Here is a 12,137-nt window from a genome sequence, read left to right on the forward strand (position 1 = left end):
TTCGTTTTCGCGCCTGAATCAGTACGTGCGGTCGAATTCGGTGTCGTCGTCGGCGCCAGTGTCGGTCTGGTCGGTCTCGACGTCACGGATTTCACCCGAATCGTCGAAAGCTCCGACCAGGCTGTCTTCGATCAGCTCAGCGGTGTCTTCGCGCGAGGCGACGAGTCGACCCATTTCGAGCTCACCGTCGTCGAGTCCGTCGATGTCGAGCCCCTCTTCGGCGATGGTGTCGATGTCGATTCCGTCGCGATCCCTGCGCAGGGCACGTGCCGCGATCTCGCTCGCATCGATACCGTCGTCGTCGTCTTCTTCATCGTCGTCGTCTTCGTCGTCGTCGTCTTCATCGTCGTCGTCTTCATCGTCGTCGTCGCGATCGGTATCGCCGTCATCCGGTTCACCCTGACCGTTCACGTCGTCAGATTCCGATTCGTCGTCGTCGCGGTCGTCATCATCATCGTCGTCATCGTCGAATTCGCTCTCCGAGTCATCGACGATTGCGTCGGCCGTCAACCTGTCGGCCCACGGAACCCATTCCGGCGAGAGGATCGACGTCTCGCCCGGCAACAGTTCGACTTCGAGCACGGTCGGCTCAGTGTTGTCGCCGACGCGAGACAAGGTCGCCGTCCAGTGCCAATCGGGATAACCCGCGAGCCGTGAAGCGAAGAACAGGCTGAGCACGTGCTCGCCCTCGACCTGGTGGCCGATGAATTCACCGATGGATTCGGCGGGAGTAACCTCGGCGAGCGCACCGCGCGCAAGGTCGACGGAGGCCAGCAGCACTGCATCTGGCTCACTGACGACGCCCGGTTCGTCGGCAGCACCCGGTTCGTCATCATCTGAGTCTTCGCCAACAGCAGCGTCTTCGCCTTCGGCGGAGCCGTCATCGGCAGCAGTTTCTCCAGATGCCGCTGACTCATCGCCCGCTGCGGCATCTGCCACAATCGGTGATTCTGTAGCTGGGATCAGCGCGGAGGGCTCGTCCTGCGCGGCGATGCCGTCGGGTTCGGTAGCCTCTGTTCCGTCAGACACGACCTAGGCGTCCAGCTCGTCTGCGACCTTGCGAAGCAGCGCCGCGATCTTGCGGCTGTGGGCAGAATCGGGGTAACGACCCCGCTTGAGGTTGGTGCCGATGCCATCAAGGACCTTCACGAGATCTTCGATAATGACGGCCATGTCATCGGCCGGCTTGCGGCTCAGCTTGACCATGCTCGGCGGAGCTTCGAGAACACGCACCGAGAGCGCCTGCACCCCGCGCTTGCCATCAGCGATACCGAATTCGAGCTTCGTACCCGCTTTGACGGTGGCCCCAGCGGGCAGGGCTGACGCGTGCAGAAAGACTTCCTGGCCATCATCTGAGCTGATGAAGCCAAAGCCCTTCTCTTCGTCGTAGAACTTAACCTTGCCGGTAGGCATGTGTGAATCTCCTCGTGTGTTTTGCCGGAATATTGCGCTCCGGCCAGAGGTAAGCCTATTAGCTTGCTGCGGTGCCCGTATTGTTAGAGGGGTGACTAATCCAAATACCCCCGTGATTCACCGGGGTGAGCGCGCTCTCGCGTACATGATCGCCGGTGTCGCCGGTCTCTCCATCATCTGCATGATCCTCGGCATCATCTCAGGGTTTGCGCACTTCACGCTCGTGCCGGTTGTTCTCGTTTTTCCGCTGTTCGGCTTTCCGGTGACCATCGTGCTCATCATCGCCCTCGTCATCATGAACGCCGTTCGCCGATCCCGCGAGGCTCGTAGCTCCAGATGAGCGACACGCTCGCTCTGGCCGGCCGACTGCAGACGGAGAGCGACGATGCCCTCATCACTCTGCTGACGGCGCGCCACCTGAGCAAACGCGACCTCCGCGACTTCTTCGATCTGGCCGACGCGCTGCTTTCGCCCGATTCGGTTCACGAGGCGCTCACTCACCTCGACCGCCACACACTCGGCCAGATCGCAACCGGCGCCGTCGACACAACAACCGCGACCCCAGCACTCCGCGCCGCGTTCTCCCTCATGCTGCTCGTCGAAGAAGACGGCCGTTTCGAGCCCTACGACAGCGTGCGCAGCGTTCTCCTGGCATGGCCCGATCGGGGCCTGCCCTCCATCGACGAACTCGTCTCTGGCGTCGCACCCGCCTCGGCGGCACCTCCCTCACAAGCAGCGGGCGCCAAGACCGACGAGATCGCTGCAGAGCGTGCCTTCGAGACGACCGTCGCCGTCACCGAACTCGCGACGGCCCTCCAGACTGCTCCGGCCCGCGAACTCGCCAAAGGCGGCCTCGCCGTGCCAGACGCGAAGAGGCTTGCCGCTGCAACAGGTCTTGCCCCAGAGGCAATGAATTCGATCCTCCGCGTGTCGACGATCGCGGGCCTGACCCACCGTGAGGGTGCATCGTGGTTCGGCTCTGCCGCAGCAGGCGAATGGATGCTGCAACCACTCGCGCGTCGCTGGGGCACCCTCGCCTCGGCCTGGCTCGACGCGCTGCCCCCGCAGATCGTCGACGTTCTGCGGTCTCGGTTGGATTCCGTCTGGGGTGAACCACTGGCGGAGTATCTCCGGTGGCTGTACCCCGCAGGTGGCGATGAGCTCGCGGAGCAGATCGACGAGTTCACGATCGATGCGGAGCGCCTCGGCATTGCCGGCCTAGGGCTGGCAAGTGCCGCAGGGGCCGCCCTGCTCCAAGACGGAGAAGAAGAGGCGACCGCAGCGTTGTCGCCCCTGCTGCCCGCAGAAGTCTCGACGGTCTACCTGCAACACGACCTGACCGTGGTCGCGCCCGGGCCACTGCTGCCAGAGATCGACCGCACCCTTCGTGCCATGGCCCACGTCGAGAGCCGGTCGATCGCGTCGACCTATCGCATCTCGTCTGGCTCGATCGCCAGGGCTCTTGCTGCGGGGTACACCGCCGCGGGGATCCGGAGCTTTCTGCAGAGCATCTCTTCGAGCGGCATTCCCCAGCCTCTCGACTACCTGATCTCCGAGTCGAGCGCCCGGTACGGTCTGCTGCGGGCAGGTTCGCTCGACGACCTGGGCAGCTACGTGCGCTCCGACGACGGGCAGTTGCTGCACACCATCGCCGTCGACCAGAGCCTCAGTTCGCTCGGGCTGGTCTTCTCCGGTGACAGCCGACTCACGAGCCGGTTCAGCCTCGAGACGGTGTACTGGCTGCTGGTGGATGCCCGGTACCCGGTCATCGCAGAAGCAGGCTCCGGTGAGCCCTTCACCCTCACCCGGTTTCCGAGTGCACCAGCGCGCGCTGAGGTGACCACTCGACCCGTGGACGAGCTCATCAACCGCCTCAGAGGCAGCGGAGTGCGGCCGGGTACTGATACGGCCGAAGCCTGGCTGGTGCGCCAACTCGACGTCGCAGTCAAGGCGAAGTCGACGGTTCTGGTCACGGTGAAGGTGCCCAACGGTTCGGAGATGAGCTTCCTGGTCGTTCCTACGAGTCTGGGTAGTGGTCGCCTGCGAGCAACCGATCCGAAAGCCGGTGTCGAGCGCACGCTCCCCCTGGCGAGCATCACCCAGGTGCAGGTCGTCAGCTCCGTGGCCTGACCGGGGTCACCGAAGGCTGCACTCGCCCTCGCGCCGGCGGCTCGGTATTGCGGGCTGTAAACTTGACAGCTATGCCCGATGGCCCCCTGATCGTTCAAAGCGATCGCACCGTTCTGCTCGAAGTCGCCCACCCCGACGCCGACACCGCCCGCCACGAGCTGGCCGTCTTCGCCGAGCTCGAACGGGCACCCGAGCACATCCACACCTATCGCATCACCCGGCTCGGTCTCTGGAACGCCCGCGCCGCCGGCCACACCGCCGAAGAGATCCTCGGCACGCTCGAGCGCTACTCGAAGTTCGCCATCCCCCAGTCGGTGTCGATCGACATCGCCGAGACGGTTGCACGCTACGGGCGCCTCGTCATAGAGCGGCAGTCCGACGGCGTGCTCACCCTCCGCTCCACCGATGAAGCAGTGCTTGCTGAGATCGTCAAGGGCAAGCGCATCTCGCCGCTGCTGCCATCGAAGCTGGCGTCAGACACCTACGTGATCGAGCCCTGGGCCCGGGGGCAGCTGAAGCAGGAGCTCACCAAGCTCGGGTGGCCTGCAGAAGATTTCGCCGGATACACCCCGGGTACCCCGCACGAGATCTCGCTTGCCGAAGACGGCTGGCACCTGCGCGACTACCAGCAGAAGGCCATCGACAACTTCTTCGAACGCGGTTCAGGCGTCGTGGTACTCCCCTGCGGCGCCGGCAAGACGTTGGTCGGCGCCGGCGCAATGGCCACCGCGAAGACCAACACGCTCATCCTCGTGACGAACACGGTCTCTGCCCGCCAGTGGCGTTCAGAACTGCTCAAGCGCACCTCGCTGACCGAAGACGAGATCGGCGAGTACTCCGGCCAGGTCAAGGAGGTCAAGCCCGTGACCATCGCGACCTACCAGATCCTCACAGCCAAGAGGAAGGGCGCCTACGCGCACCTGGAGCTCCTCGACGCCCTTGACTGGGGGCTGGTCGTCTACGACGAGGTGCATCTGCTGCCCGCACCCGTCTTCAAGCTCACAGCCGAGCTGCAGGCCCGACGTCGGCTCGGCCTCACGGCCACCCTGGTGCGCGAAGACGGCCGGGAAGGCGATGTGTTCAGCCTGATCGGGCCGAAACGCTTCGACGCCCCCTGGAAGGAGATCGAGGCGCAGGGGTTCATCTCGCCGGCCGAATGCTTCGAGGTCCGCATCGACCTGCCCCAGACCGACCGGCTCATCTACGCCGCCGCCTCCGACGATGAGCGCTACCGGCTCGCTGCGACAGCACCCGCCAAACTCGACGTCGTGAAGCAGCTCGTTGCGAAACACCACGGCGAGCGCATTCTCGTCATCGGCCAGTACCTCGACCAGCTCGACACGCTCGCCGCCGAGCTGGGCGTGCCCGAGCTCACCGGCTCGACACCCATTGTCGAAAGGGAGCGCCTGTACCAGGCCTTCAGAGACGGCGACGAGCCCATTCTTGTCGTCAGCAAGGTCGCCAACTTCTCCGTCGATCTGCCCGAGGCCACCGTGGCGATTCAGGTCTCCGGTTCGTTCGGTTCCCGGCAGGAGGAGGCCCAGCGTCTCGGTCGCCTGCTCCGCCCGAAGGAGTCAGGTCTTTCTGCGAACTTCTACACGCTGGTGGCCCGCGACACCGTCGACCAGGATTTCGCCCAGAACCGGCAGCGTTTTCTCGCCGAGCAGGGCTACAGCTACACGATTCTGGATGCCCAGTCCCTGGCCGCGTAACCACAGCGTTCCACCGCGAACCTTCAGCAGTGGCGCGGCCAGTAGGCGCAATTCGCCTTGATCTAACTCTCAGGAAGCATTCAGCGTACCTGCAGATAATAGAGGCATGACCGGACCACGCATTCTCATCGTCGACGACGAGCCGAACATCCGCGACCTGCTCACCACCAGCCTGCGCTTCGCCGGCTTTGCGGTTCGAGCCGTCAGCAACGGAGCCCAGACCATCTCCGCCGTGCTCGAAGAAGAGCCGGACCTGATCATTCTCGACGTCATGCTGCCCGACATGAACGGTTTCGGTGTCACCAAGCGACTGCGTGCCGCCGGGTACACCGCGCCCATTCTCTTTCTCACCGCCAAAGACGACACCGAAGACAAGATCACCGGCCTCACCGTCGGCGGCGACGACTACGTCACCAAACCGTTCAGTCTCGACGAGATCGTGGCCCGCATCAAGGCGATTCTGCGTCGTACGATGCAGGCCGACGAAGATGCGATCATCCGCGCCGGTGAACTCACCATGGACCAGGACACCCACGAGGTGTTCGTGGCAGACACGGCGATCGAGCTGAGCCCGACGGAGTTCAAGCTGCTGCGCTACCTCATGCTGAACCCCAACCGGGTGCTTTCGAAGGCCCAGATTCTCGACCACGTGTGGGAATACGACTTCAACGGCGACGCCGGCATCGTGGAGTCATACATCTCCTACCTGCGCCGCAAGCTCGACCAGTACTCCGAAGAGTCGTTGATCCAGACCAAGCGGGGCTTCGGGTACATGCTGAAGGTCAGCAAGGTCTGAATAGGTGCCGCGCCCGCTGGGCGCCGGGTTCGTGATGACCTCCGGCACTGCCTTCCTGCCAAGTGAATCGCACACCGCGACGGTGACAGGCCAGGCGGGGCACATCATCTCCACAGCGACCACAGCGTAATCTGTTAGGCACTCATGGCCGTCTCTCCCTCCACGTTCTGGAACTCGATTTCACTGCGCACCAAGATAACCGGTGTGACAGTGCTGATGCTGACGTTCGGGCTCATCATCGCGGGAATCGGAACGATGACGGTGCTGAGGTCGTACCTCCTGAACCAGGTCGATTCGCAGTTACGCGGCGCCTACACCGACATCTCGCCGTTCCTCGGCTCTGGGGCAAGCGCCCTGCTGTTCAAACTCGATGACGTCGAGTCAGCTCCGAAGGAGTACTACGTAGCCCTGATCGGGCCGAACGGCTCTGTCACCGTGAACAACTGGGGCTCGCAGCCCGCGTCAGAAGAACCGTCAGTCACCGGGCTGCCCACCACTCCGTCGCTCGATGCCCAGGCACAGTCCCCCGTCTTCATCCTCTCCTCCACGGGTGGTAAGACCGAGTGGCACGCTGCCGTGCGCACCGTGGGCCTGCAGGACGGCAGCTACGGCACCCTGGTCATCGCTTCGTCGCTCGAGAAGACCGACAGTGTCACCACTACATACCTTTCGATCTTCCTCGCCTTCGGGGTCGGCGTCGTGGTGCTCGGCGCCATGCTCACCCGGCTCCTGGTCAGCAGCACTTTCACTCCCCTGCGCGCCGTCGAGAAGACGGCCGCTGAAATCGCCAACGGGGACTTCAGCCAGCGCATGGCCGGTGACACCCCGAACACCGAAGTCGGCCGACTCAACCGTTCACTCAACACCATGCTGAGCCGGATCGACACGGCCTTCACCGACCGGGCGAAGACCATCGACCAGATGAGGCGCTTCGTCGGCGATGCCAGCCATGAACTTCGCACTCCCCTGGTGTCTGTGCGGGGTTACGCCGAGCTCTACCGCATGGGTGCGCTCCAGACCCCCGAAGAGGTCGCCAAAGCCATGGACCGCATCGAGAAAGAAGCGATCCGCATGGGCGCGCTCGTCGAAGACCTTCTCGAACTCGCCCGCCTCGACGAGACCCGGCCGATGAACCTCGAGCGCATCGACCTGGTACCGATCGCTGTCGATGCCGCATTGGATGCCCGGGCCTCCAGCCCCGAACGTGTCGTGTCGATCATCCTGCCCCGGTCGTCGCAGCCTGTCAGCTTCGTACCGGCCGTCGACTCCGCTACGAACCCGCCGGTCGGAATGACGGGTGATGCGGCAGTCGCTGGTCAGAACCCGCTCTCGGGCGCCGACGAGAAGGCCAGCAACCTGACCGGGCCGATCGGATTCGCGGGCGCGACCCTCGCACGACTCAGGCGTCGGCCTCGCACAGGAGTGGTTGCTCCCGTCGACCCGAGAACGGGAGCTCCCGTGGAGCTGGTGCCCGCTGACGTCGCGTTGTCGAGCATTGATTCCGAGGACCGAGGCGGTGTCGCACCGATCGTCATGGCTGACGAGAACAAGATCCGCCAGGTCGTCGCGAATCTCATCGGCAACGCTCTGCGGTTCACCCCCTCAGACAGCCCCATCGAGGTGTCGATCCAGGTCGACGAGGCCCGGCGCGTGGCCATCCTCGACGTCATCGACCACGGAGAGGGAATCCCGCCGCAGATCCGCGAGAAGATCTTCCAGCGGTTCTGGCGTGCGGACTCCTCCCGCACCCGCGAGACGGGCGGCAGTGGCCTCGGGCTCGCGATCGTGTCGTCGATCATCGCTGCACACCACGGCACCGTCGAGGCCGTCGAGACTACGGGAGGCGGCGCGACATTCCGCGTCACCCTCCCACTGGCCCCGATCGTTGCCTCCTCAGCTCCGGGCACGGCCCCAGCTACCGCCTGAGCGAAACACGACCCGAGTGACCGGACGCCGCTTCGAGATCGCCCCGGCGCGCTGAAGCCCGACGCGGAAGCCACGCAGGAGAAGGGCAGCCGCACAACGAAGGCTGCGGGCCGAGGCCGACGGGAAGCGACGAAGCGCACGCAGCGGCACCGTGGCGAGGCCGGCGGGAAGCGGCGGCGTGTATGTCGCTTACTTTGCGGCCCCGGGAAACAACGACGGAACCGCAAAGTCCTCCCGGCATGCGCCGCAGGGGCGGCGGCGCACAGCCAAGCAACGGGGTCGAAAGGAAGCGGCGGCGTGTACGTCGCTTCCTTTGCGGCCCCGCGGAAACAACGACGGAACCGCAAAGTTCTCCCGGCATGCGCCGCAGGGGCGGCGGCGCACAGCCAAGCAACGGGGTCGAAAGGAAGCGGCGGCGTGTACGTCGCTTACTTTGCGGCCCGGGGAAACAACGACGGAACCGCAAAGTCCTCCCGGCATGCGCCGCAGGGGCGGCGGCGCATAGAAAAAGCGGGCCTGCCCCGAAGGGCAGACCCGCTTTTTTGCAGCTAGATCAGAAGTCCATGCCACCGCTGGGGTCGCCGACCGGAGCGGGGTGACGCTCAGGCTTGTCAGCGACGACAACCTCTGTGGTGAGGAACAGACCCGCGATGGATGCAGCGTTCTGCAGGGCAGAGCGCGTCACCTTCACCGGGTCGTTGATTCCGGCAGCCAACATGTCGACGTACTCACCGGTTGCGGCGTTGAGGCCCCATCCGACGGGAAGGTTGCGCACCTTCTCGGCGACAACACCGGGCTCGAGGCCTGCGTTGACAGCGATCTGCTTGAGCGGAGCGTCGATCGCAACCTTCACGATGTTCGCGCCGGTCGCTTCGTCACCGGTCAGCGTGAGCTTCTCGAATGCGGTCTTGCCAGCCTGGATGAGAGCGACGCCACCACCGGCGACGATGCCCTCTTCGACGGCAGCCTTGGCGTTGCGCACTGCATCTTCGATGCGGTGCTTGCGCTCCTTGAGCTCGACCTCGGTCGCTGCTCCGGCCTTGATGACCGCAACGCCACCAGCGAGCTTCGCGAGACGCTCCTGGAGCTTCTCACGGTCGTAGTCGCTGTCAGTGTTCTCGATCTCGTTGCGGATCTGCTGCACGCGACCGGCGATGAGCTCGGCGTCGCCGGCACCTTCGACGATGGTGGTCTCATCTTTGGTGATGACGACCTTGCGTGCGCGGCCCAGGAGGTCGAGCGTGACGTTCTCGAGCTTGAGGCCGACCTCTTCTGAGATGACCTGTCCACCGGTGAGAATGGCGATGTCCTGCAGCTGCGCCTTGCGACGGTCACCGAAGCCCGGAGCCTTGACGGCAACCGACTTGAAGATGCCGCGGATCTTGTTGACGACGAGCGTGGCGAGTGCTTCGCCATCGACGTCCTCAGCAATGATGAGAAGCTGCTTGTTGGCCTGGATGACCTTGTCGACGATCGGCAGCAGGTCTTTGATCTGCGAGACCTTCGAGTTGACGATCAGGATGTAGGGGTCTTCGAAGACGGCTTCCTGGCGGTCAGGGTCGGTGACGAAGTACTGCGACAGGTAACCCTTGTCGAAGCGCATGCCCTCAGTCAGCTCGAGCTCGGTGCCGAACGTGTTCGACTCCTCGACGGTGACAACACCCTCTTTACCGACCTTGTCGATCGCCTCAGCGATCAGTGCGCCGATCTCGGTGTCACCAGCAGAGATCGATGCGGTTGCGGCGATCTCTTCCTTGGTCTCGATCTCTTTGGCGTTCTTCACGAGCTCGGCGATGACGGCTGCAACAGCCTTCTCGATGCCCTTCTTCAGGCTGATCGGGTCTGCACCGGCTGCGACGTTGCGCAGGCCTTCGCGAACCAGCGCCTGGGCGAGAACCGTAGCGGTCGTCGTTCCGTCGCCGGCGACGTCGTCAGTCTTCTTCGCGACCTCTTTGACCAGCTCGGCGCCGATCTTCTCGTAGGGGTCGTCGAGTTCGATCTCTTTGGCGATGGACACACCATCGTTCGTGATGGTGGGCGCACCCCACTTCTTCTCGAGGACGACGTTGCGACCGCGCGGGCCAAGCGTGACCTTGACGGCGTCAGCCAAAATGTTGAGTCCACGCTCGAGGCCGCGTCTGGCCTCTTCGTCGAAAGCAATAATCTTTGCCATGTGTGTTTCTCGTCCCTCCCGGGCGTCATGAAAGATTCATAAAGGTCTAGCACTCAGGTAGTGCGAGTGCTAACACCAATACTGGCACTCGACAGGGCCGAGTGCAAGTGACACCCAAGAAGGACGACGGTTTCGATACGCGCTTTGCGCTACTCAACCAACGATCACGTGAGATTGCGAGGTTACGCCAGGCGTACCGACTCTGCCTGCGGTCCCTTCGAGCCCGTTCCCACTTCGAAGATCACCTGCTGGCCCTCTTCGAGAACTTTGTATCCCCCCATGTCGATCGCGGAGTAGTGAACGAACACATCCTGCCCGCCTCCCTCCACCGTGATAAAGCCGTAGCCTTTTTCAGCGTTGAACCACTTGACGGTTCCGTTCGCCATTGTTACTCCCAGTTGCTGTGTTACTCACCATCATTTCGGGCGAAATGATCCGTTTCACAAGTAAAACGGTGCATTCGGCGAAATCACGATCACGTGACGACAATTCAACAAGAATTAAACACGCACGAAATACGGCACCCTCACGGAAGGGGTACCCGGGCTATTCGGCGTAGTCGGCGCCGAGAACGGCGGTGAGGTCCGCGCCGGCAAACTGGTCAGACTGCGCCACTGCTATTCCGCCGAGCGTTGCTGCAAGGCCCTTGGCCGCGCCCTCGTTCTCTGCCTTCGCGTAATAGACCGTCGACGTGGCCACGTCGGAGGCGCTCGCGTTCGCTTCAGCGCCCACCGACCATCCACCGGCCGTCGCCCGCGTGCCCGCTCGCGTCGCGAGTCCTTCGACGCCGGCACCGTTCAGGATGGTCACCGTCAGTTTCGGGTCGACGGTGGGCGTCGCGGTGGGGGTGGGCACGGGTGCGTCGGTGGCGACTGCCGAGGAGCTGCCCGCACTGGTTCCGCTGCTGGTGAACTGGATCCCGTTGTTCACAACATAGAGGCCGACGACTCCGAGACCGACGAGCAGCCCGGTCGCCAGGGCGGCCCAGGCGAAAGTCACCCATCCGCGGCCCTTCGGTCGGGGTCCGCGGTGCACACCCCTGCGGAGGCCGTCTGCAGGAATTCGGTCGAACGAATCGCGTGGTTCTGAAGCCATGGAAGGGTGGGGCTGCCGTTCTTATTCGCCAGGCGAGAGCAGGCGAGCCGACCGGGCTGCCATTCGGGTGTCTCTCACTCGCTGGAGTCGTTTGATGAGCATGGGGTCAAAAGTCAGGGCGGCTGAGGAATCGGTGAGGGCCGCGACGATCTGGTAGTAGCGGGTCGGTGAGAGTCCGAACTCATCGCGGACGGCCTGCTCCTTCGCGCCGGAGTGCTGCCACCAGACTCGCTCGAATTCGAGAACCCGACGGTCGCGGTCACTGAGGATCGACTCCATAACCGCGCGCCACCTCTCTCGACTTCCTGCTACTGCCTGCGATGGCTCATTCTAGAGCGCGGCCGCTTGGCATCCGGTGTGTACACGCCAAGCGGTCGCCCAGCAGCGTCAGGAAGCGGAGATGCCTGCCCGGTACATGGACGTGTGCACGATTCCTGCCTCGTCGTAGTCTTCGCCGAAGCGTTCGAAGCCGAAGCCTGCGTAGAGCGGTGCGATGTAACTCTGGGAGTGGAGCAGCAGGGCCTCATGGCCGAATTGACCGATCACTTCGCTGAGCAGACGCTGGGCGAGCCCTTTCCCGCGGAAGGCTGGCGCCACCACGACACGGCCGATCAGCCTCGTGGCGTCGAGGTATTCGGGAGTCGCGTCTTCGATGACTCGGAGGTAGGCGACGACCCTGTCGGCGTCGGCGATCCACACGTGCTTCGTTGCGGGTTCCCTGTCCCGATCATCCAATTCGGACTCGTCGACCTTCTGTTCGACGTAGAAGACGTCGGTTCGAAGCCGCAGGATGGCGTACAGCTCATCGGTTGTGAGCTCGCTCCATGTCTTCTGGATGATGGAATGGTCAGGCACGCGCTCGAGTTTACTGTGATGATGGAAGGCGTTTGGA

Annotated in this window: 13 protein-coding genes; 6 read left to right on the top strand and 7 right to left on the bottom strand. The window is 63.7% G+C overall.

All coding sequences use genetic code 11. The features are described from left to right. Positions 1-18: 18 nt before the first annotated feature. Together KPL76_RS00155 and KPL76_RS00160 are read right to left on the bottom strand one after the other, a co-directional pair. Positions 19-1,029: a DUF3027 domain-containing protein gene (locus KPL76_RS00155; protein WP_216334375.1), complete on the bottom strand. Its 1,011-nt coding sequence runs from the start codon at positions 1,027-1,029 to the stop codon at positions 19-21. A gap of 3 nt (positions 1,030-1,032) precedes the next feature. Further along, complete coding sequence (locus tag KPL76_RS00160; RefSeq protein ID WP_205107530.1) at positions 1,033-1,413, bottom strand: cold-shock protein; 381 nt, start codon at positions 1,411-1,413, stop codon at positions 1,033-1,035. A gap of 91 nt (positions 1,414-1,504) precedes the next feature. Here KPL76_RS00160 and KPL76_RS00165 point away from each other — a divergent pair, with 91 nt between their 5' ends. The 6 genes from KPL76_RS00165 (at position 1,505) to KPL76_RS00185 (ending at position 7,977) form a co-directional block, all read left to right on the top strand. After that, positions 1,505-1,753: a hypothetical protein gene (locus tag KPL76_RS00165; protein WP_216334377.1), complete on the top strand. Its 249-nt coding sequence runs from the start codon at positions 1,505-1,507 to the stop codon at positions 1,751-1,753. Then, complete coding sequence (locus tag KPL76_RS00170) at positions 1,750-3,543, top strand: helicase-associated domain-containing protein (protein WP_216334379.1); 1,794 nt, start codon at positions 1,750-1,752, stop codon at positions 3,541-3,543. The genes KPL76_RS00165 and KPL76_RS00170 overlap by 4 nt, the downstream gene beginning before the upstream one ends. 71 nt (positions 3,544-3,614) lie before the next feature. Beyond that, the gene (locus KPL76_RS00175) at positions 3,615-5,255 is read left to right on the top strand and encodes a DNA repair helicase XPB (protein WP_216334381.1); all 1,641 of its coding nucleotides are present in this window, start codon (positions 3,615-3,617) and stop codon (positions 5,253-5,255) included. A gap of 106 nt (positions 5,256-5,361) precedes the next feature. Next, positions 5,362-6,051 carry a response regulator transcription factor gene (locus tag KPL76_RS00180; protein ID WP_136643233.1) on the top strand — a complete coding sequence of 230 codons (690 nt, stop codon included), beginning with the start codon at positions 5,362-5,364 and terminating at the stop codon, positions 6,049-6,051. A gap of 4 nt (positions 6,052-6,055) precedes the next feature. Beyond that, positions 6,056-6,181 carry a hypothetical protein gene (locus tag KPL76_RS14840; RefSeq protein WP_256438715.1) on the top strand — a complete coding sequence of 42 codons (126 nt, stop codon included), beginning with the start codon at positions 6,056-6,058 and terminating at the stop codon, positions 6,179-6,181. Positions 6,182-6,195: 14 nt separating this feature from the next. Continuing rightward, complete coding sequence (locus tag KPL76_RS00185; RefSeq protein ID WP_216334383.1) at positions 6,196-7,977, top strand: HAMP domain-containing sensor histidine kinase; 1,782 nt, start codon at positions 6,196-6,198, stop codon at positions 7,975-7,977. A gap of 553 nt (positions 7,978-8,530) precedes the next feature. Here the strand turns inward: KPL76_RS00185 and groL are convergent. From groL to KPL76_RS00210, 5 genes are all read right to left on the bottom strand, one after another. Continuing rightward, positions 8,531-10,150, bottom strand: a complete 1,620-nt coding sequence (gene groL, locus KPL76_RS00190; protein WP_205107518.1) for a chaperonin GroEL — start codon at positions 10,148-10,150, stop codon at positions 8,531-8,533. A gap of 182 nt (positions 10,151-10,332) precedes the next feature. After that, positions 10,333-10,536: a cold-shock protein gene (locus KPL76_RS00195; protein ID WP_104242705.1), complete on the bottom strand. Its 204-nt coding sequence runs from the start codon at positions 10,534-10,536 to the stop codon at positions 10,333-10,335. Between the two features lie 160 nt (positions 10,537-10,696). Continuing rightward, entirely contained in the window at positions 10,697-11,245 is a 549-nt protein-coding gene (locus KPL76_RS00200) for a LytR C-terminal domain-containing protein (RefSeq protein WP_216334384.1), read from the bottom strand. A gap of 21 nt (positions 11,246-11,266) precedes the next feature. Beyond that, complete coding sequence (locus KPL76_RS00205) at positions 11,267-11,524, bottom strand: DUF3263 domain-containing protein (protein WP_216334385.1); 258 nt, start codon at positions 11,522-11,524, stop codon at positions 11,267-11,269. Between the two features lie 108 nt (positions 11,525-11,632). Next, positions 11,633-12,100 carry a GNAT family N-acetyltransferase gene (locus tag KPL76_RS00210; RefSeq protein ID WP_253202078.1) on the bottom strand — a complete coding sequence of 156 codons (468 nt, stop codon included), beginning with the start codon at positions 12,098-12,100 and terminating at the stop codon, positions 11,633-11,635. Between the last annotated feature and the right edge of the window lie 37 nt (positions 12,101-12,137).

This window comes from Subtercola sp. PAMC28395 (assembly GCF_018889995.1).
Lineage (GTDB): Bacteria > Actinomycetota > Actinomycetes > Actinomycetales > Microbacteriaceae > Subtercola.

Coding starts and splice junctions, on each gene's coding strand:
- KPL76_RS00160 (WP_205107530.1), bottom strand. CDS start 1,413: ATGCCTACCGGCAAGGTTAAGTTCTACGACGAAGAGAAGGGCTTTGGC.
- KPL76_RS00170 (WP_216334379.1), top strand. CDS start 1,750: ATGAGCGACACGCTCGCTCTGGCCGGCCGACTGCAGACGGAGAGCGAC.
- KPL76_RS00175 (WP_216334381.1), top strand. CDS start 3,615: ATGCCCGATGGCCCCCTGATCGTTCAAAGCGATCGCACCGTTCTGCTC.
- KPL76_RS00180 (WP_136643233.1), top strand. CDS start 5,362: ATGACCGGACCACGCATTCTCATCGTCGACGACGAGCCGAACATCCGC.
- KPL76_RS00185 (WP_216334383.1), top strand. CDS start 6,196: ATGGCCGTCTCTCCCTCCACGTTCTGGAACTCGATTTCACTGCGCACC.
- groL (WP_205107518.1), bottom strand. CDS start 10,150: ATGGCAAAGATTATTGCTTTCGACGAAGAGGCCAGACGCGGCCTCGAG.
- KPL76_RS00195 (WP_104242705.1), bottom strand. CDS start 10,536: ATGGCGAACGGAACCGTCAAGTGGTTCAACGCTGAAAAAGGCTACGGC.
- KPL76_RS00200 (WP_216334384.1), bottom strand. CDS start 11,245: ATGGCTTCAGAACCACGCGATTCGTTCGACCGAATTCCTGCAGACGGC.
- KPL76_RS00205 (WP_216334385.1), bottom strand. CDS start 11,524: ATGGAGTCGATCCTCAGTGACCGCGACCGTCGGGTTCTCGAATTCGAG.